This window comes from Candidatus Baltobacteraceae bacterium (assembly GCA_036488875.1).
Taxonomy (GTDB): Bacteria; Vulcanimicrobiota; Vulcanimicrobiia; order Vulcanimicrobiales; family Vulcanimicrobiaceae; genus JAFAHZ01.
The window spans coordinates 286,718-306,239 of record DASXGW010000013.1 but is presented as its reverse complement, the minus strand read 5'-3'; the positions used below and the strand labels follow the sequence as shown (position 1 = coordinate 306,239).

The following is a 19,522-nucleotide window of genomic DNA, read 5'->3' as shown; positions in this document are numbered from 1 at the left end:
AATTGGTCCACGGGCTAGAAGCTAGTCGGAGCCGGCTTCGGGACGCCGGAATTCCACGACGTTGTCGGCCGTCCCGTGCGGCTCGTCCTCGCCGTGCTCGTGGCCGCATTCGTGACACACCTTGATGGCGCGATACGTGGTTTTCTCGAGTTCCATCTGCGCCTCGAGCAGTGCGTCGCGTGCCTGGGGCGTTGGAGCTTCGTCGACGTCGCGCTCGGCGCGCGCCTTCTGTTCGGCTGCTTCGCGCAGCTTATAGATGGCGTCAATCTTTTCTCTAGATTCCACCTGCATCCAGCCTAGCATTATGTTCGGCAGTTGGAAAGTCTGAGCCCGCGCTGGGATTGGGCGCGCGATCGCTCGGGGAAGATTGAGGCGTAGTTGTGAACGCACGAGTGAGGGAGCAGAAGCGAAATCGCTGGCAGGTCGCATTGCCGCGCACGCGACCGGCTGCTTCATTTGCGCGCCATCTTCTGCTGGACTGGGTTTCGCGCTGGCTTTCGCACGGAACGCTCGCCGACGTCGAGTACGCCGTCGGAGAGGCACTCGCGAATAGCGCCGAACACGGCGGCGGATCCATCATGACGTTGAGCTGCTGGCACGACGGTACGAAAGTCATCATCGAAGTCTCCGATCGTGGAAGCGGCTTCGAGCCCCGGCTGCGCGACCTCAATCAAGGCTCCGGCAACCGCGGTTTCGGCCTGCATTTGATGCACTCGCTCTCGGATGGCGTCGAGTTCTTCGACGACGGACGCCGGGTGCGCTTACACAAGGAGCTGCGCGAGGACGATTACGTCTTTCGCAACAACGTTCGCCGCCAATCGAAACGACGCGCGTTTCGCGAATTCACACGCCGGATGTTGACGCCGCTCGAAGTGGTCACCAATCGAGTTCGTAGAACGTAAGCCCTGCATGATCTTCGACCTCGACGGAACGCTCGTCGAGACGGAGCAAGTCTGGCGGGACGTGCGGCGCGACTTCGTCGTCGCGCACGGCGGCCGGTGGCACGACGGCGCGCAAGCGACGATGATCGGCATGCGAACCGCCCAATGGGCGGAGTACATTCGCGACGATCTCGGCGTCGCGCTGCCGCCCCACGAGATCGCGCGACTGGTCGTCGACGGCATCGTCGCCGCCTTGCGCGCCAACGTCCCGATTCTGCCGGGAGCGCAGGCGGCGCTCGATCGCGCTTCCCGAGACTTTCGTCTCGGTCTGGCCACGTCGGCAGCGCGGCCGGTTGCCGAGACCGTGCTTGCAAGCACGGGATGGACGCGCTTCTTTGAAGCCGTCGTCTCAGCCGACGACGTCGCACGCGGAAAGCCGGAACCCGACGTCTACCTGCGCGCGCTCGAGCTCATGCACGCCGACGCCGGGAGCAGCGAAGCCGTCGAAGACTCCACAAACGGGATCCGCGCGGCTCACGCCGCGGGCTTGCGCGTGATCGCGATTCCCAATCGCGAGTTCCCGCCCACGCCTGAAGCGCTGGCGCTCGCCGCATGCGTCATTCCGAATCTCGACGCTCTGAAAACTCCATAGTCCAGTTCGTCTCCCACGTACTACCGCCGTCGGTAGAGAAGGCCTGCTCCCATCGCGGCGCACCGGTCGTGCGCCCCGACCACACGAATCGTGCGAGTACGGGTGTGCCGTTTTCGACGTCCGTACCGTAGAACTCGCCGCGATCGCCGTCAAAGCCGCCGTGGACGGGTGAAAAGAGATTGCCGGTTTGGCTGGTCGTCCAATGAATCGTCCAGCGTTGGGCGGCGACGTCGAGATTGCGAATGCTGCACCCCTTCGACTGCGTCGCGGGAAAGTCGAACTCGTCGACGCTGACGACGCCGCCGCACCACGAATCGTGCCGGCATTCGGCGGTAAAGGTTTCCCACTCCGTACAGTTGCGCAGGCGTTCGCGCAGCTTGCGGTGCGTTGCGGACCACTCGCCGTTGAGGAAACAGAAATCGTGCGGCTTTCCGGTAAAGGCGAGTTGGATGCGGGATCGCTTGGTGGGAACGAGCTCGACGACGCCGGCAGTCTCGCGGTTCGGCAGCTCGTCGGGAACGATGCCGGAGACGAGCAGCACGATCGCGCGGACGTCCTCGCGTACCGGAAGGCGAGGGTAGGTGTTCGCGGACGTTTCCGTTTCAAACGACGCGACGATCCCGCCGCCCTTGCGTTCTATGGCTTCGACGTCTGGCTCAACTCCGTTGAGGTACGTTAGGGCGAGCAGCGGCGGACGGAGCGTGGTATCGACACTACTGCTGCCACGCGGCCGCAACAGCAGGACGTTGTCGGAGTCGAGCATGGTGGCGTTGGCGGCATTGCGATGCTGTTGCCAGACGGGGCCCTCGTAGAAGTTCGCCAGCGATTGCTTGCGCGACTCCATGTCGGGGAACGCTCGCAGCCAAACGAATCGATCCGGGTCGCGTGCGTCGCGAAACGTTCCAAGGAGCTCCATGCCGGCGGCTTCCTGCGGCTCGACGAACTCACGCTCGAAGAGCTCGATTAACTCGTCGCGCCGGCCGGGCTGCAGCGTGTACTGCCGCAGCTCGACGACGCCGGTTGCGTTACGATGCGCGATCATACACCGTCGTCCAGTTCGTTTCCCACGACTTGCCGTGGTCTTGCGAGAAGGCTTGCTCGAAATACGGGTGTCCGTCGCGGGTGCTCCAGCGATAGCGCACGAGGACGTGCTTGCCGTGCCACGTATCGGGCGCGATAAAGACGCCTACACCGTGGGAGTCGAAGGCACCCAGCTGCGGCGGCGTCAGCAAGCCGAGGGTCTTGGTGCCGAACCACAGCTGCCACTGCTTAGTCGACGTATCGTAGACGCGGAGCGTAACGCTGTCGATCGTTTGTTTAGGGCAGCGGATATTGCCGTCCTCGAGATTCCCGCTACCGGTCCAAAACGGCCGGACGACCGACACCCCCTCGCAGTCGTACCAGGTGTGATCGTTCGCGAGCGGATGCAGCAGCCGGCGATAGTGCGTGCGCCAACTGCCGATCAAGAACGCGAAGCCGTTGTCTCCGGCTTGCTTCGCGCCGTTCCAGACGCCATTCGACGTTTCCGGGACGCGCTCGTAGTCGGTCGTCCAGTTCGTTTCCCACGTCTTGCCGTTGTCGGCTGAAAACGCTTGCTCGAAATGCGGAGTACCGTCGGGATGCGTCCACTGAAAACGCACGATGACGTGCTTGCCCTCCTGAACGTCGGGGGTGTAGAAATTGCCTACACCGCTCTCGTCGAAGTGACCGACTTGGTCGGGCGGAACGACGCCGAGCTTGCGCGTACCCCACCACAACTGCCACTGATGCGTCGCGCGATCGTAGAGCCGTAAGGTCAGCCCGCCGACGTAACGACGGTCGCACTTGAGATCGCCGTCTTCCAGATTCGCGTCGCCATTCCAGAACGGCCGGACCACCGACGTGCCCTCGCACGAGTACCAGTCGTGATTGTTGACCAGACGATGACGCAGCAACCGATAGTGCGTGCGCCAGGTCCCAAAGAGGAAGTTGAAGTCGCCGCTTCCGTCGCGTGCGGCGGTCGCTGAGGGAGCCGCCCCGATGAGCATGAGCGCCGTCAGAAAGCCGGCGGTTATCGTTGGCATCATGGCTGCATGATACGACAGGATTGGCTCCCTGTAATGTGCCATTAAAGGGTAATATGAAGGAGCCAATCGATCTCGAGCCGCTCTTTCCCGACCGCGCTTCGGGTGAGGCTGTCGGCGCTCAGCTCGTGCGGCGCTTGCGACACGCGATCGAGACGGGGTTCTTCCCGCCCGCCGTCAGACTGCTGCCCTCACGCGAACTCGCCAAACGCCTCGGCGTCGCGCGCAACACGGTGGCTTTTGCTTTCGATCAGCTCGTGGCCGAGGGATACCTCGAAGCTCGGGTCGGCGCCGGCACCTTCGTAAGCCCCGGAATCGGCCGCGTGAAACCGCGGCTGCCGTCGAGCCAGCGCGCGTTGCCGCGCCGCGCCGTCGCGGTCGCGGCGGCCAAGGCCGAACTCGACCGCGTCGGTTCCTCATTTGGGCCGTTGCGCGCCGGAGTGCCGGATCTGTCGCTCTTTCCGTTTCACGCGTGGCGCAAGGTAGCGCGCAAGCATCTCGACGCGACCGGCGCGTATCTGCAGTACGGCGAGTCCTGCGGACTGCGCGCCCTGCGCGAAGCGATCTCGCGGCACATCGCGCAGTTTCGCGGCGTGGTTGCCGACCCGGATCAGGTGGTCGTAGTAGAAGGCGCGCAAGGTGCGATGCACCTGATTGCGGTCGCGCTTTCGCAACCGGGTGATGCAATTGCGGTGGAGGATCCCTGTTACCAGAACGCGCGAGCCGTGTTTCGTTTGCACGGTTTAAAACTGCGTCCGGTGAGCGTCGACGAGATGGGCATGCGGACCGCCGAGTTGCCAAGCGAAGCGGCGCTAGCGTACGTATCGCCTTCGCATCAGTTTCCGCTCGGCGTCGCATTACCACAAGGGCGGAGGATCGAGCTGCTGCAGTGGGCACAGCGCACGAACGCCTACGTGATCGAAGACGATTACGATAGCGAGTTCGACGCACATCCGCTGCCGTCGCTGCAGAGCTTGGATCGCGACGGCCGCGTGATTTACACCGGAACGTTCAGCAAGACCCTGGCTCCGGGATTACGGCTTGGATACCTGGTGGCGCCACCGCATCTGGCGCCGGCGTTTCGCGCCGCGCGCGACGTCGTGAGTCTCGGCACGTCCGCGCAACTGCAGGCAACGCTGGCGGATTTCATCGCACAGGGCTATTTCAGCCGCCACGTTCGACGAATGAACGGCGTATACGAGCGCCGCCGCCGGATCCTCGTCGACGCGCTGACCCGCGACGTGCCGCCCGGCTTCAAACTGGGCCCGGCACAGACGGGGTTGCACGTCGCGCTGTGGGGACCGCGCGATTTCGACGACGTCACGGCGGCCGATTCCATGGGCGCGGGGCGCTGCTTGCCGTTTTCGACCATGTGCGTCCGCCGCAAAGACTGCAAGGGGCTTCTTGTCGGATTCAGCGCGGGCGGCGACGAAGCCGTGGCCAACGCGGCGACGGCGCTCGCGCATCAGCTTCGGGGGTAATGAACGTGAGAGCTTTGCAAATCACGCGCACGGGTTCGCTCGACGCGCTTACGGTTCGCGACGTTCCCGATCCGGTACGCGCCGGCGACGACGTCGTCATCCGAATCGAAGCTGCGGGCGTGAATCCGAGCGACGTCGGCATCGTGATGGGGCGCTTCCCGCAGCTGACGCTACCGCGTGTGATGGGACGCGATTTCGCCGGCACCGTCGTCGACGGACCGGCCGGTCTCATCGGCAAGCCGGTGTGGGGAACGGGCGGCGGGGAGCTCGGACTCACACGCGACGGCGCGCACGCGCAGCTCTTGGCAATTCCGGCGCATGCGGTGTCGGTGCGGCCGCCGCATCTCTCCGCCGAAGGCGCCGCGGCGATCGGCACGCCGGCACTCACCGCGTGGCTGGCGCTCGTCGAACTCGCGGCCACGCAAGCTGGCGAGTACGTTATCGTCACCGGCGCGGCTGGATCGGTCGGCACCGCCGCGGTGCAGATCGTGAATGCACTCGGCGCGCATCCGATTCCGGTCGATCGCGGGGACGATATCGTAGCCAAGACGCGCGAGCTAACGAACGGTGAAGGCGCCAACGTTGCGCTCAATGCCGTGGGCGCGGCGGTGTATCCGGCGCTCGTCGATGCGCTCCGCAAAGGCGGCCGCATGGTGATCTTCTCCGCCGCCGGCGGGAAAGACGTTGCACTCGACCTCTTCGCCTTTTACCGCAAGCGTCTAACATTTTACGGGCTCGATTCCGCGGCGCTTTCGCTCGAAAAAGTGGGCGCGCTGCTCGATCGCATCAATCCGTACCTCGAGTCGCGCGCGCTCCAGCCGCCGCCGGTAGCGGAACGCTATCCGCTCGAAAGCGCACCCGAGGCCTTCGCTCGCGTGAGCGGCGGCGCGAGCGGAAAGATCGTCCTTACGTTCTAGGACCGGATCATCTAGTACACCAGCTTACTCAACGAACTGAATGTCAGTTCGAACTTCGAGTACCAGAGGTTGCCGTGCGTGTCGAACGCGAGATCGTGCACGTGCGCGATCGGATTGAAGCTCGGAAAGTCGCGAATCGTCTTACCATCGGTGGTGATGTAACCGATCTTGCCGGCGAAGTTCCAGAAACCGCCGCCCGTTTCGGTAAACCAGACCTTGCCGTCGGGTCCTGCCGCAACGTAGAGCGGTCCCGCGAACGCGGTCGGAACGGCAAACTCGCGCAGCTTTCCAGATGGCGTCATGCGGCCGATGAGGTTAGCGTTGAACTCCCCGAACCACAGATTCTTGTCGGGGCCGACCGCAATACCCCACGGCGCCGCGTTCTTTGTGTGCAGATGATGAATCGCCAGAAGCTTACCCGACGTCGACATCACGTCGATGGCGTTGAGTCCCCCGTCGGTGATCCACATGTTTGCGTCGGGGCCGGCAACGATCGACTGCGGACTCGAGCGGTGCGGCAATGCGTACTTCACCATCTTGCCCGACATGTCGATCGCTCCCACTCCGACGGCGTTTATGCCCTGATCGACAAACCACGTTCGCTTGTCGGGGCCGGGTGCCGTTGACGAGGGCTGTGACTGCCCTCCCTTGGGAACGGTAATTGTATACTGCGTGATGGTGCCGGACGTCGTAATGCGGCCGATCTTTCCGGCGCTCGCTTCCGCGAACCACAAATTTCCATCGGAGCCGACGCTGATGCCCAACGGCTGCGTACCGAGTAGCGGATACGTCGTATAGTGTCCGCTCGAGTCGATCTTCTCGATGGCGCCACTCGATGCACCGGTCGCCCAGATGTTGCCGTCGGGGCCGACGCACAGGTCCGAAACGCCGACGGGCAGCGGCCCGTTGTGGGTGTGTAAGAACGGCGCTTTGTACTGTGCGACGGTCGTTGCGCTCGGTGCGAAAACGGCGGACGCTTTCGGCGCGCCCGATACGGACGCCGTCAATCGCGCGACCGACAACGGCGCGCCGTCGTATGAAAGACTAACGTGCGTCGACGAGCTCGTTACCGACGTTGTCGACAGCTTCGTCGCTCCCGACGCATCCGTGTCGGTCAGCGTGACGGGATTTGCGTACGTGCCTGCGATCGGATTGCCGTCGGCATCGAGTTCTTGAACCAGCACCGGGGTCTTAACCGCCTTTCCGGCCGGCGGATACGCCGCGTGCACCATCAGCGAGACGCTTGCGACCTTGGCGGTCGATGCGCGTTCGTGGCGACGGTGTCGTACGCGGTCGAGCGAGGTGTAGATGGCGGCGGCACCCTGCAAGCGCAGTGCGTCGACGCCGAGCGCCACGTTGGCGTCGAGCGGCATGGCCACCGCCGAAGAGACTTCGGTCCCGCTCGCGCCCGATGCTTGCCGCAAACCGAGGACCTCGTCGGTAGTGGTGGTTGTCAGCGGCTTTTGCGAGAACGCGAAAGCGGTGTAGTCGTAGTGCGTTTCGAGTACGTCGTGCACGTGCAGGCAGAGCAGACCCGCGGTGCCGACGTAGGCCGTCCGCTCGATCGTTTCGTAGTCGCCGAAGACGATGTCGACGCGCGTTGCCGTTTCGTCGATCCCGTTTGCGGTCGTGCCGAAGTGCGGCGATACGCGGCACGTCTTGGGGATGCGAACGCTCCCCACGTTCTGCGTCGTATCGCTTGCCAGCACGAGCGGCCGCGACGGATACCACGAGTGCAGCGTGATGAAGTCGGTGACGTGGTGCGTCGCGTCGGTAAAGAGCACGCGCAGCGATCCGTATTTTGGCGGCGTATAGGCGATCGACGAGTTTTGGTACGCGCCGCCGAACGGCCACTGGTAGACGGCATTGCCGTCGGGATAGCTTTGCAGCGACGCCTCGAGTCCTTCGACCGGAACGGCGCGTTCGTCGTACGAGCCGTCGGCGGCATAGCGATCGTCAAGCGTCGAGCCGGCTTGCGAGTTCGCCTCGAAAACGACGCGGGTTGCGGTATTGCTCCAGCGCGTTCCGTTCGCCTCGGGCAGCTCGTCGAAGATGCCGTTACCCGCACCGTAGGTGGTCGTCGCACTGATTCCGGTCGAATCGCTCACGGCGGATTTGAGGCGCTTCACGTTGCTGCCTTGGCGAGCGGCGTTGCGAAGTTGCTCCACGGCGGCGTCGAACGTCGTCGTCAGCGACGTGCCTTTGCCCGTCTCGACACTTTGACCGTGATAGTTGACGACGTTTTGACCCGCGGTGCCCGCCGCGGTCACGCTTTCGGCGATCGCGAACCGTTTCGCGCTTCCGCCGGTATTGGTTTGCTGCAGCGTTCCCGCGTAGGAAAGGGTTGCGTTCGTCGCTCGCCCGACGGCGGCCGGCACCGCCGCGTTCGGCGGGGCGCTCGGGAGCGTGCCACCGCTGCAGCCGGTTAAGATGAGGATTACCGCAACGCGCTTTAGCACGACGCTGCCACGTGACCCTTTGAATACACTTCGATTGTAATGTTCGCCGCGCCCGGGATGGCTTGGCCCTCGAGCACCGTGCCCAGATTCGGCAACGCGCCGCCGGCCTTCGCTTTCACCGCGGTCGCCTTACAGGGCGGGAAGTTAACGAACAGGATCGCGACGCCGCCGTATTTGGCTTGGCCGTAGACGTAATACGCTTTTCCGGGTCGCAGCGTTTTCGACGTCAGGCCGCCGGCGGCCGCGTACGTCGCTGCAAACGTGGTCGCCGCGGTCGTTGCCATCTGCAGATAGAAGACCGGTTTGCCTTTGCTCAGCGCCGGCAGCATCGTGTTGTAGTTCGTCGTGCTGCTCGTAAGCGTCGCCGCGACGGCGGGCGTCGCGGCCGGATAATGCAGCGATCCGCCAAAACCCGCAAACGCGGGAATGCACGCGTGGGTGTTGCGGCTCTTGAGCTTCGTCGGCTTCGAGGTGGCGTATTCACTGCTCGTCGTTTGCCCTTTACACGTGGCGATCGCCGCATCCGGGCGGGCGAGCGCCGCGAGTTGACCGGACGGAACCATTGCGGCGCTCTGGCCGCCGCAGGCTGCGAGCGCACATGCCGCGGCCAACGCACCCCATTTTGAAATTCGCTTGATATTTACCACTGAAATCTCCGCCTTACAGAATGCTCGCGAGGTTCCATGCGTCGATCGATCCGATGCCGGTGGTGAGATCGTAGCCGGTGCTCGCGTAAAAGGTACCGTTGTTGCCTTGCACGACGTCGTGGAAGTACGGCGTCGCTCCGGATCCGTAGCCGTGCGCGGCAAAGGCCGCGTACAAGCCTCCGGCGGCCAAGCCGAGACGGCCGCCCTTCACTTGATCCAGCTCCGCGACCGCTGCCCCAAAGAGCGGCGAAGCCAACGACGTGCCGCCGAGCGGATCGTATTGCGTGTTGAACGTGCCGGTGTAGTACAGCGCGATACCCGTGTACGGATCGGCGTCGAGCGCCACGTCGGGAACGTTGCGGCCCCGATCGATCGTACCGGCCGTCGTCGCTTGCCAGGCGGGACGCGCGAAGATCGTCGAGATTCCGCCGCCGCCGTCCGTCCACGCGGACTCGAGCGCCCACGCGCCGCCGGAGCCGACGGTGAGTGCCGTGCCGCCCACGGCCACAAAGTACGGCGAACTCGCGGGCGCGTTCGCGCACAAACTTCCGCCGCTATCGCCCGTGGCCGCGTGAAACGTCGTGCCTTTGCTCGCGCCTTGTTCGGCCAGCGCGCTCCACGCGGCGACGGTCTTCGTACCGATTGCCGCTTCACACCCGCCGAAGCTGGAGTTGAGGGCGTCGACCGCGTTCTGCGAAACGGCCGCGTCATACGCGTCGGTAATGCTCTTATTCTTGAGGTTCTTGATTTCGTAGACGGTTAGGGCGGTGCCGGGCGCGCCGCCGACGATCGCCTCGGCATCGAGCGCGGCCTCGACGGAATCCGTCGACGCGTCGCCGGGAGGCGGCCCGCCGTGCAGCAGCACGCGGTGCGTTGCCGGCCCCGTGCGCGCGATCTTGAAGTAGGTGAGGAAACCGCGCAGATCGCTTTCGGCAAAGTCCGCGTCGATCACGATGCCCGACGCGCGTCCGCTTCCGTCATAGTGACCCGACGCGGCCGCGTGCAGGATCGGAAAATCGTAGCCCGCCCAAAACGCCGCCGGTGCGTATCCGCGAGCGTGCGTGACGGAGCTGATTGGACCGAAGAGCGCCGACGTAGTGGTCGCAGACGGGATGCGCGTCGCGGCCGCGCCACCGATGAGCGCGTAGAAAGGATGCACGACGGCAACCGTGTCGAGGCCGTCGACGCTCAGCAATGTGCCGGCCAGCGCAGCCGGCGCGTAAGCCGGGCGAACGTTGACGTACTCCGAGCCACCTTTAGCGGCCCGCACGCGATGGATGGACGTACGGAAATAACGCGCGATGACGGCGACGCCTGCGCTCGCGTCGACCAGCGTGCGGTTTTCGTACGCACGATCGATGTGAAAGCCGGCGTGCCGCAGCGACGCAAGCACCGTGCGGTAGGTCGCTTTACTCGGGGCGAAGCGCGCATCGAACTGCGAGTTGCTCAGCCAGCGGCGATATAGCGGCGACCTTGGATCCGATTGATCTGCGACGAGCCGATCGAGCGCGCTCTGATTTCGGTAACGCAACACCATCGCCAGGGACAGCGTCGTCGAACGCGGTGCCGTGCCGGCATCGGTCACGCCCAATTGACGCAGGTCGGGCGCGGTTGCGAGGATTTCGCCGCGAGCCGCCGCGTTGGCATTACCGGGTGCAGAGTCGCCGGGCGCCCGTGCCGGCAGCATCGATCCGCCCGAGCACGCTGCCGCGAACGTGGCACTGAACGCAACAAGGAATGCAGTGCGAAGATGGCCCATCATAGATTCGTGCTTACGCAGTGCGATTGCGTCAACCTAGTGACGACGGTGCCGTTTAGGTGCCAATGACCGATCGCGAGCTCGTCGCCGCAGCACGCCATGCCCTTGCCAACGTCGAGAACGAGCAACTGCTGCTGCGCAATTCGCTCCTGCCGCGCGACCACCGGCTGTCGTACGGCACGCTTCGTTTCATCGTGCTCAACTCGCTGCAATCGCTCGCGCCCGCCAGCGGAGGGCCCGCCGCGCAGCGAGAGCGCCGGCTGTGCACCATTTTAGTACGCTGTGACCTCAACGGCGAGGTTCATAAATCAGTTATCAAATCGATGGCGCTCTCGCGGCGCCAGTTCTATCGCGAAAGGCACGAAGCGCTGTTGCGTTTGGCGGCAACCGTCCGGCAACACGTCGATAAGGCGCAAGGCCAAGCCGAACCGGCGCCTTCGTCGGCGACGCTCGTCGATCTCGGCGACGCGGCCGAGGCATACATCGAAGCCCTTCGCGCCGCAGGCCAGCATGGCTTGGTATTTGAGGAAGCGTTTTCGCTGGCGGGACGCAATCCAGGCGATGCGCGCGAGGTCGACTTCTGGCTCGTCGCATCCGAAGCGGCACGCTTTCTCGGCGACGTAAAACGGTCGCAGCAGGCCCTCGACCTGTGCCTTGCGACGCGCGGTGACTCGTACTGGCGATCGCTGTGGATAGCCGGCAGCGCGATGAGTCTGCAGTGGGTGCGCGGTGAGAGCGCCGCAGCCCGGGCGACGTTCGAGCGCGCCGTTGGTGCGGGGCCCGACGAACGAACGCTGCACGGAAAAGAAGCCACCTTACTGGGCATGATGCTCAGCGGAGCGGCGCGTCTCGAGATCGATTGCGGTCGCTGGGATCGGGCACGATCGCTGATCGCGCGCGCCTCGAACCTCTTACAAAACGGCACGGCGGCAAGACCGCAATCGATGTCCCGCCTTTCGGCGCTGATTTTCCGCGTTTCGTCGCAGCTCGCGCTCCACGCCGACGGCGATCGGCCGCGATCGGTTCTCGGTTTTCGCGCCGCGCTCGACGCGGCCCGAGCGTCGGGCGAGTTGGGAGGCGTCTCGGACACCGCGATTCGCTTCGCGGCAGCGTTGGCGCCGGACGACGCGCAAACCGCGCTCACGTACGCAGACTACGGCTTAGAGATCGCGCGGCGCTTTTATCCGGGAGATCGTCTTTCGGAGCTCACGCTCGCGGCGCTGCCGTTGCTGCTGCACGAGCGCGGCGCGGAAGGGGCCGAGCGTGCGATGGTTAACGCGCGACAAGACCGCTTGGGCTTGCGCGACACGCTCTACTTACAACTCGGCGATGCGAAGATCGCGGCACGTGCCGGCGACTACCGCTCGGCGCTCGAGCGCGCCGAAGACGCAGCGGCCTCCTTCTTCCGTTTGGGAATCGACGCGTGGGCGTGCGACGCCCAGCTTATCGCGATCGAAGCGTGCGAACGCCTCGGCTTCCACGCGCGCGCCAAACGAGCGCTGTCGGTGATGGGCGACGTTCTAAGTCGCGCTACCGCCGAAACTCGTGCGCGTGCGCGCCGCATGCACGTGTCGGAATCGCTTAACGTCATGCTCCCGACGTAGCTCGCGCTACTCGCCGTCGTAATAGTCGAGTTTGGGGGACGAACGGATAAGGCCGAGGCCGCGTTCGGCGGTCCACAGTCCGACTTTTTCTGAATCGGGATAGAAGCACGCCTCGAGACCGGCGGCCGAGTCTTCCATTCCGACCAGCAGCACCAGCGCGGACTCGTTGCTTTCGTTGAGCAGTTGATGTGCGCCGGATTCTCCGGTCGGAAACGCGATGAAGTCACCGGGACGACACTCGAACGTCCCTTTGTGCGTGCGAATCGACGGGCGGCCTTCGATGACGTAAAAGAACTCTTCGCACCGCACGTGCCAATGCAGCGGACAGAAGGCCTTGCCCGGCGGGATACGGGCGACGCGATAGCCCAGATCGCGCGCACCGAGCGGCAACCCGATTTCGCCGTCGTAACATTCCCACTTCGTGCCGGCGCCGGCGTGACGAAAGGTGATCTCATCGAGATTGACGCGATGGAGCGCGACGGGGCCTTCGCGTTCTAAGAGCGCGCCGATGGCGGCATCGGCGCCCGTAAAGAGCGGCTGTCCGTCGCCAAGCAGCAGCGTTTGCAGCTGCAAACCCCACAATCTCTGCAACGTCGTGACGAAACGATCGCGGTCGGCCAGTTTCTCAGCCGGAAGCAAGCTCAACGACCCCGCCGGCGTGCCGATAAGCGCGTCGCCCACGACCGCGGCTTGGTTGTCGGGCAAATACAGCGCGACTTCATCTTCGGTCTTCCCGTGCGGCAACGGCACGACGAACGCACCCGGAAAGACTTCGCCTTCCGGTTCGAGCGTCGCGTTGCGCGCGCCAAACCGATCGCGAAGCGCTTGCGCGCCGCGTTCGTGATCGCGGTTGGTGATTACGATCGTGCGAACGCCGCCGAGCTTGGCGATTTGATCGAGCGATTGATCGTCCAGCGGAAGCGGGTCGACCGCGATACAGCCGCCTTCGCGCTCGAAGAGATAGCTGTTGAAGGCCATGCCGCGGTCGGGCTGCCACGACGACCACATCCACGCGCCCGGAATATCGAGACGTGCAAGCATAGGCGCCGGTGTTGCCGAACGCGTCCGCGTGGCCCTGCAGCTCCAGCAAACGGTTGCTCTGATCGGGCGTGACGACGCTATTGCCGACGTTGCGGCGTTGATGGAGCGCGCGCGGCTCGTCACGATTTCCGGGCCGGGCGGAATAGGCAAGACGCGCGTGGCCGAAGAGTTGGCCGGCGCGGCCGCGCGCCACGATAACGGACTCGCATTTGTCGATCTTGCCTCGCTGGGGCAAGGCGATCTGATTCCCGACGCGATCACGCGCAGCGCCGGACTCGAGTTGGGTTCCCAGAGCGATCCGCTCGAAGCCTTGATCGCGAGCTTACGCCAACGCTCGCTGCTGATCGTGCTCGACAACTGCGAACACCTCACAGCCGACTGCGTGCGCGTCGCCTCAGCGTTGTTGCGCGAATGTCCCGGGGTCAGTATCCTAGCCACGAGGCGCGAGCCGCTCGGCGTCGATGGTGAGCTCGTCTATCGGCTTGGACCACTCGACGAGAGGTCCGCACTTACGCTCTTCGAGATGTACGCGCGCCGCGATCATCCCGAGTTTTCGTTCGCAGAAGCGGAGTACGGTGCCGTACGTGAGATTTGTAAACGTCTTGACGGGCTGGCGCTGGCAATCGAGCTAACGGCGCCGTACGTGCACTCGATGACGCTCGGCCAGCTGCGCTCGCGTCTGGACGGACACTTTCGTTTGAGCGTCGGCTCCGGCCGCATCGAGTCGGTGGTGGCGTGGAGTTACGAACGTTTGCCTGAGAACGAGCGCGCGGTCTTTCGCCGGTGCGGAGTCTTCGCCGGAAGCTTCACGGCGCACGCCGCGTGCGCGATTGCGGGCGGCGCTATTGAGGTCATCGCTGAGAAGTCGATGCTGGTGCGCTCCGGCGAACGGTATCGCATGCTCGAGCCTATTCGTCAGTTCGCGCTCGAGCGTTTACGCGGTGAAGGCGAGGAGGCTGCGACGCGCCGCGTATTCGCGGCCTATTACACGCAGCTCGCCGAAGAGGCAACCCGCAAATTCGGATTCGATACGCAAGAAGGATGGCTGGGCGCTCTCGAGCCGGAGCTCGAACATTTTCGCGCGGCCTTGGAGTGGACGCACGATCACGACGTGCCGCTCGCGAGGAAGCTGGTAGCGAGTCTCGTGGATTTTTGGGAACTCGCTAATCTCGCTCCCGAAGGTCTGCGGCGTTCGGAGACGATTTTGGCGGTGACGCGCGATCCTGAAAGTCACGAGGCGCTGCCGATTCTGCTGGCGATCGCGCGACTGGCGATGATCTCACACGTGTATTGGCACAGCTTCGAACTCTACGAACGCTCGAAGGCGTTGGCGCGGCGCTACGAGGACGAACGCGGGTTTGCCGAAGCCCTGCGCATCGGAGCACGGGCGCGCCGAATTCTGGGCAACGAAACGCAGCGGTGCGTTCCCGAGCTGCGCGACGCGCTCGAAGTCATTCGAAAAGAAGGCAATCCGTATCGCGTCGCTCGCACCCTGACCGATTACGGTTTCGAGTTGGTCGACAGCGGCGACGGCGAGGGCGGCCGAGCGATCCTGCGTGAAGCAGAAGCCGCGACCATGGCGCTGGACTGGCCGCATCTCAGCGCGCACCTGGAGATCAATCTCGCCGAGCTCGAGTTTCGCAGCGGTGAAGCAGCGTCGGCAGTTGAGCGAGGGCGGCGGCTCGTGGAAACGCTGGAGGCGCGCAGCGCTACCGCTATGTACGCCCTCGCGCTGACTAACCTCGCCGCCTACCTTGCGGTACAAGGCGCGCTGGACGAGGCCTACGACCGCGGGCGCCACGCCATTGCGGCGTCGATCGCCCGCGATCTCCATTTCTGCGTCGCCTGGTGCATCCAAACGGTGGCGCTCGTGCTGGCCAACCGCGGCCGAACGGAGGTGGCGGCGCGGCTCTTGGGTTACGTCGACGAGTACGTCGAGTTTACGGCGAGCAAACGCGAGCCGACCGAGACGCTGGTGCAAAAGCGTTTGCTCGCCTTGCTGCAGCCGCTCGGCGAACGCCGCTTCGACGAAGAACATCGCGCCGGTCGAGCGCTAGTTGAACGCCAAGCGATCCACCTAGCTCTGGGGTAGCTTGTACCGCAAGACCTTCGAGAGATCCATTCCGCGGACGATACCGGCCGAGTGATACGTGAGACCCCACGAATCGATGACCGAGAAATCCGAGAAGACGCAAAACGGCGTCCGGTTATTGCCGCTGGGACGCTGGCCTTCGGGCACCCAGCTCCCGCCGATCGTAAAGAAATCGGCTCCAAAGAGCTCTTGCCGGCAATAGCACACCGCCGGATCGGCCAGGTACTTACTGCACTCCTTTTTCAGTTTGAGTTCGGCGAAATAGGCGAGCGCCGCCAACGTCGGTTTGGTCGAATACAGCGTGTTGACGTCGAGATCGATCGTCGATTTGTCTTTCGCCTGGTAGTGGCAGAAGGTAGCCGATGCGTTGAGGCGGACTTGTCCGCCCGCGTTGTTCGTGTACCACGCATCGCGCACTTGAACTTTTCCGCCGGTCTTGCGGCAGTAGTTCGACGCGGCCGTGAGACTGTCGGGGGCCGCGGCGCGAGCGGCGGTCGCCGGAGCGGCGATCTGGGCTACGGGCGGATTCGAGACGCCCGCACAGGCGGCGAGCGCCAATAAAAAGACGACGGAAACTTTATGCATTGCACCATTCCTGGAAGATTTAGGAGTGGCTTAGCCATTCGATGATCGTCTTGCTCAGCTCCTGGTCATATGTTTGGGGCGTACCGTTGGTGTCTGCGGCCGCAGCGTCCTTCGCCGAGGCGGCGACGGCGAGCAAATGTGACATGTTGTCGATTGCGACGAACGACGCGAAACCGGAATGCCCCGCGTTGACGATGTCGACGATGCGTTCGTGGTCGGCGCGTTCGGTAACGACGTCGGCGGTGCCGTATATGGCCAACACCGGAACGTTGACGCGCGTCCACGGCTCGATGACGTTGAGCCGAGCCACTTGCCGCACGTACCACGGATCGACGGGATAGACACCGTTGTGCGCGCCGCATTGGGGCATCGTGGATTCGATCGTCGCTTCGGGCTGGTTTTCAAAGAGCAGCATCTGCATGCAGCGCGTCTTTTCGAGCAGCAGGCGATCGACGTTGGCAGGCGTTTCGCCGCCCAGCTCGAGTTGGCGCCGGAGATTGCGAATTTCGTATTCGGGCCAATCGCGCCCGACCGCCTCTGCGACGATGATCCCGGCAACGCGATTTGTCGTCGCCAACTGGGGTGCGATCACGGAACCGATGCTGTGCCCAAAGAGATAGACGCGTTTGGGATCGACGAGCTCGTTGGATGCGAGCGATTGCAGCGCAGCTTCGTAGCCGCGGCGTTCCGCTTCAAAATCGACCTTCGCGCACGGTGGCCCCTGACTGTCGCCGATGCCGCTCTTCTCCAGCCGCATGACCGCGAAACCGGCGCGCGACAGGTCGTGTGCGACGTGCAGGTACGCGTCGTTGGGATTGGAAGCGACGTCGACCGAGAAGCAGCCGATGCCGCCGATAATCAGTACGGCGGGCAGCTTCCCGCTCGCGCTTTGCGGCACGGTGACGATCGTGCGGCGCAGCGAGTCGTCGACGTCGACGCTTTGGTAAATCGTTTTCACGGTGGGGTCGGCTTCGTTCGACGCCGTGCCTAGCGTGATGGTTGCGTGTTGCGATACGCTCTTGCGAACGAACGTGACGTCGATCGGCGTGCCGGCGCGTGCGTCGTGTACGGCCGTGTAATAGTCGGCCGTCGTCACGATCGCACGTTCTCCCATCTGCTGCAGCACGTCGCCCGTGCGCAAACCGGCAACATACGCCGCGCCGCCTTGTGGGACGAAGGTCAACGTTACGCCGCCGGGCTTTTGCATCGCCGCCGCACCGAACAGCGCATGCCGTACGAGTCGATCGGCCGGCGCCGGCGGAATCTCCGTCACGTGAAAGAGCGACGTGTCCGCCGGCGCATGCTGCGCGGACCACGAGACGATGCGCCGATCCGGATAGTCGAAGACGACGTTGAAGCGCTCGAGGAAGCCGTAGCCGATGCTGCCCGCATAATCGGCGCTTGCAAAAGCACCCTTCGACGCGACCGGCAAGCGCGTCGGAACGCCGGTCGAGGTCGTATTGAAAGCTTGGAGCGTGGTGCGCAGCAGGTCGGCGTAAAGTGGACCGCCGACGCCTTGACCGGTCAGGGCGTTGCGCACGGTCGCAAACGCAAAGAAGTCGTTGGCTTGCGCGAACGGCTTAAACAGGGTGAGCTGCGAGCGGTCCCCGGTATCGACGAGAAACGTGCCATGCACGCCGTCGACCGCGGCCGCAACGAACGGTAATCCGCCATCGACCGTAAACGGCGTCACCGCCGCGGTCGCCGGTACGGTCAGCGGCGCGCTCGAAAACGTCAAGCGCCGTCGATCCGCGTCGACGAGCATGCGAAGGTTCTTGAACTGGTCGTAGCCGATGACGCCGTCGAGGCGTTTGAAGCCAATCGCCTTTCGAATCGCCGACAGATCGCCGACGAAGGCTTGTGCCGCGTCGAAGCGCACGCTGCCCAGCCGCAGCCCGCGCACGGTGACCGCGGTGGCGGCGACGCGACCGCTTCCCGCGCCCGTCATGTAGCCGGCCGGCTTTCCGGCGAGCCCGATACGTCGCGCTACGTCGGGCGTTACGACCAAACCCGACGATCCCGTGTCGACGATCATCGCGAACGGCCCGGCGTTGCCGATCGTGGCGCTGACGAAGATGCGGTGGTCTTGCAGCGAGAACGGAACGCTGCCGGCGATCGTGGTCGCAAAGATTAGCGCTAACATGCACCTAGTATACTAGGTGTAACGAAAATGGGCTCTCAAAATGCCATCAGTTATGACTGCGCTTCGGCGGTACGAGCGAGATCGTCGAGCACGGACACGAAGTGCTTGGCCATTTCGGCGCCCATCATCGCACCGAAGAGAAAGCCCAGCGGACCGGCAAACGCGACGTTCTGCGCGATCGTGCTGCCCTGACCGTCGGGTACGATGTCGCACGAAAACGTGATCGTGGTCAGCGGCGGACCCGCCATCGAGAGGCTGAAGCCTTGCCCTGCAATCACGCTGTGAAACGTTACGTCGTGGACGCTGCCGCGATTCGTGGTCATAACGCCTCTGACGCCGTCGGAAATCGGCCCGTCGACCTGCGCGGAGCGTATTCCCGAGTTCCACGCGCTCCAGTTATTGGCGTCGGCCCAGAGCCTCCAGAGCGTCTGCGGCGACGCCGCCGTCGAACGTGAAACGCCAAAGGTCTTCATATCCGTCAATCCTCCACGCATTTAGGGCTACTCCCAAGACGTGAAGAACTTCTGAATCATTTGTCGGCAATCGCCGTACGTTTAGCCGGGACTCTCCTCTTTGGACTGGACCGATGCCGGTGTGACGCCGCCGGTATCGATGTTCGCTTGCGCCTCAGTTCGCTGCGACGGATTCGCCGCGTCGCACGCGGGACACTCAAGACCTTCGGCTATGTGCGCCCAGGCCTTGGGATCCGCCCACGTTTCCGGCGGGGTCTCAACGAACGGCGAACCATCTTCCCACATCGGCGGCTTGGGCGTCGTGCAGTTCACTCTCCCTTTGTGGGGAGGCGCTTCACAGTTCGCGTTTGGGCAGTCGCACGTCGTAACGGCCATTGCTTCAGGTCCTACCGCAAAAAAGGGGCGCACCAAACGGTGCACCCCTTGATTTGGTCGGCGCTGCGTGAGTCGAACACGCGACGACCTGCTTGTTAGACAGGCGATCTCCCGTTGATCTAAGCGCCGAAACTACACTGCAGAAAAAGACCGAGGGGATCGAGCGTTTCCGCTACGATCCCCTCGGGGAATCCGTCAGCAGAAATAGCTCGAACTTACGTGACGACCATACCCGTCGCGACGAGACAGTCGAAATTCGGCTCGCACAAATATCGTTTTTCTAAACTCTGCTTACGCATAGCGACCTTAGTCTAACACGAAAAGTGTGATTGTCAACGGCGACGCGAGTT

At 63.9% G+C, this 19,522-nt stretch carries 17 protein-coding genes and 1 tRNA gene; 6 read left to right on the top strand and 12 right to left on the bottom strand.

The window, feature by feature from the left end:
* Positions 1 to 21: 21 nt before the first annotated feature.
* Positions 22 to 285, bottom strand: a complete 264-nt coding sequence (locus VGG89_16005; protein ID HEY1978055.1) for a hypothetical protein — start codon at positions 283 to 285, stop codon at positions 22 to 24.
* Positions 286 to 428: 143 nt separating this feature from the next.
* Here VGG89_16005 and VGG89_16000 point away from each other — a divergent pair, with 143 nt between their 5' ends.
* The gene (locus tag VGG89_16000) at positions 429 to 902 is read left to right on the top strand and encodes an ATP-binding protein (GenBank protein ID HEY1978054.1); all 474 of its coding nucleotides are present in this window, start codon (positions 429 to 431) and stop codon (positions 900 to 902) included.
* Positions 903 to 909: 7 nt separating this feature from the next.
* Positions 910 to 1,533 carry an HAD family phosphatase gene (locus tag VGG89_15995; GenBank protein HEY1978053.1) on the top strand — a complete coding sequence of 208 codons (624 nt, stop codon included), beginning with the start codon at positions 910 to 912 and terminating at the stop codon, positions 1,531 to 1,533.
* Here the strand turns inward: VGG89_15995 and VGG89_15990 are convergent.
* Together VGG89_15990 and VGG89_15985 are read right to left on the bottom strand one after the other, a co-directional pair.
* Positions 1,499 to 2,575 (bottom strand): NIPSNAP family protein, encoded by a 1,077-nt coding sequence (locus VGG89_15990; GenBank protein ID HEY1978052.1) that lies wholly within the window; start codon positions 2,573 to 2,575, stop codon positions 1,499 to 1,501. The two genes, VGG89_15995 and VGG89_15990, sit on opposite strands and share 35 nt — an antisense overlap.
* Positions 2,559 to 3,599 (bottom strand): hypothetical protein, encoded by a 1,041-nt coding sequence (locus tag VGG89_15985; GenBank protein ID HEY1978051.1) that lies wholly within the window; start codon positions 3,597 to 3,599, stop codon positions 2,559 to 2,561. The genes VGG89_15990 and VGG89_15985 overlap by 17 nt, the downstream gene beginning before the upstream one ends.
* Before the next feature lie 53 nt (positions 3,600 to 3,652).
* Between VGG89_15985 and VGG89_15980 the strand changes: the two genes are divergently transcribed.
* Both VGG89_15980 and VGG89_15975 read left to right on the top strand, forming a co-directional pair.
* Positions 3,653 to 5,077 (top strand): PLP-dependent aminotransferase family protein, encoded by a 1,425-nt coding sequence (locus tag VGG89_15980; protein ID HEY1978050.1) that lies wholly within the window; start codon positions 3,653 to 3,655, stop codon positions 5,075 to 5,077.
* 5 nt (positions 5,078 to 5,082) lie between these two features.
* Positions 5,083 to 5,994, top strand: a complete 912-nt coding sequence (locus tag VGG89_15975; GenBank protein ID HEY1978049.1) for a zinc-binding alcohol dehydrogenase family protein — start codon at positions 5,083 to 5,085, stop codon at positions 5,992 to 5,994.
* A gap of 11 nt (positions 5,995 to 6,005) precedes the next feature.
* Here VGG89_15975 and VGG89_15970 read toward each other — a convergent pair whose 3' ends face one another.
* The 3 genes from VGG89_15970 to VGG89_15960 are packed head-to-tail and all read right to left on the bottom strand — an operon-like array spanning position 6,006 to position 10,862.
* Complete coding sequence (locus VGG89_15970) at positions 6,006 to 8,453, bottom strand: hypothetical protein (protein ID HEY1978048.1); 2,448 nt, start codon at positions 8,451 to 8,453, stop codon at positions 6,006 to 6,008.
* Positions 8,447 to 9,100 (bottom strand): hypothetical protein, encoded by a 654-nt coding sequence (locus VGG89_15965; protein ID HEY1978047.1) that lies wholly within the window; start codon positions 9,098 to 9,100, stop codon positions 8,447 to 8,449. The genes VGG89_15970 and VGG89_15965 overlap by 7 nt, the downstream gene beginning before the upstream one ends.
* 13 nt (positions 9,101 to 9,113) lie before the next feature.
* Positions 9,114 to 10,862 carry a S53 family peptidase gene (locus tag VGG89_15960; protein ID HEY1978046.1) on the bottom strand — a complete coding sequence of 583 codons (1,749 nt, stop codon included), beginning with the start codon at positions 10,860 to 10,862 and terminating at the stop codon, positions 9,114 to 9,116.
* Positions 10,863 to 10,924: 62 nt separating this feature from the next.
* On the opposite strand from VGG89_15960, the gene VGG89_15955 reads away from it, so the two are divergent.
* Positions 10,925 to 12,463 (top strand): hypothetical protein, encoded by a 1,539-nt coding sequence (locus VGG89_15955; protein HEY1978045.1) that lies wholly within the window; start codon positions 10,925 to 10,927, stop codon positions 12,461 to 12,463.
* Positions 12,464 to 12,469: 6 nt separating this feature from the next.
* On the opposite strand, the gene VGG89_15950 is transcribed toward VGG89_15955, so the two are convergent.
* Positions 12,470 to 13,504 (bottom strand): cupin domain-containing protein, encoded by a 1,035-nt coding sequence (locus tag VGG89_15950; protein HEY1978044.1) that lies wholly within the window; start codon positions 13,502 to 13,504, stop codon positions 12,470 to 12,472.
* A 28-nt stretch (positions 13,505 to 13,532) separates the two neighbouring features.
* On the opposite strand from VGG89_15950, the gene VGG89_15945 reads away from it, so the two are divergent.
* Positions 13,533 to 15,596, top strand: coding sequence for an AAA family ATPase (locus VGG89_15945; GenBank protein ID HEY1978043.1), 2,064 nt, complete (start codon positions 13,533 to 13,535; stop codon positions 15,594 to 15,596).
* Here the strand turns inward: VGG89_15945 and VGG89_15940 are convergent.
* The 5 genes from VGG89_15940 to VGG89_15920 all read right to left on the bottom strand — a co-directional run bounded on the left by VGG89_15940 (position 15,582) and on the right by VGG89_15920 (position 19,301).
* Positions 15,582 to 16,181, bottom strand: a complete 600-nt coding sequence (locus tag VGG89_15940) for a hypothetical protein (protein ID HEY1978042.1) — start codon at positions 16,179 to 16,181, stop codon at positions 15,582 to 15,584. The genes VGG89_15945 and VGG89_15940 overlap by 15 nt on opposite strands.
* Before the next feature lie 19 nt (positions 16,182 to 16,200).
* Positions 16,201 to 18,324, bottom strand: a complete 2,124-nt coding sequence (locus tag VGG89_15935; protein ID HEY1978041.1) for an alpha/beta fold hydrolase — start codon at positions 18,322 to 18,324, stop codon at positions 16,201 to 16,203.
* A 50-nt stretch (positions 18,325 to 18,374) separates the two neighbouring features.
* A complete protein-coding gene (locus VGG89_15930) occupies positions 18,375 to 18,797 on the bottom strand; it encodes an SRPBCC family protein (GenBank protein HEY1978040.1) in 423 nt (140 codons plus the stop codon).
* An 81-nt stretch (positions 18,798 to 18,878) separates the two neighbouring features.
* Positions 18,879 to 19,172, bottom strand: coding sequence for a hypothetical protein (locus tag VGG89_15925; protein HEY1978039.1), 294 nt, complete (start codon positions 19,170 to 19,172; stop codon positions 18,879 to 18,881).
* Between the two features lie 54 nt (positions 19,173 to 19,226).
* A tRNA-Val gene (locus tag VGG89_15920) sits at positions 19,227 to 19,301 on the bottom strand.
* Between the last annotated feature and the right edge of the window lie 221 nt (positions 19,302 to 19,522).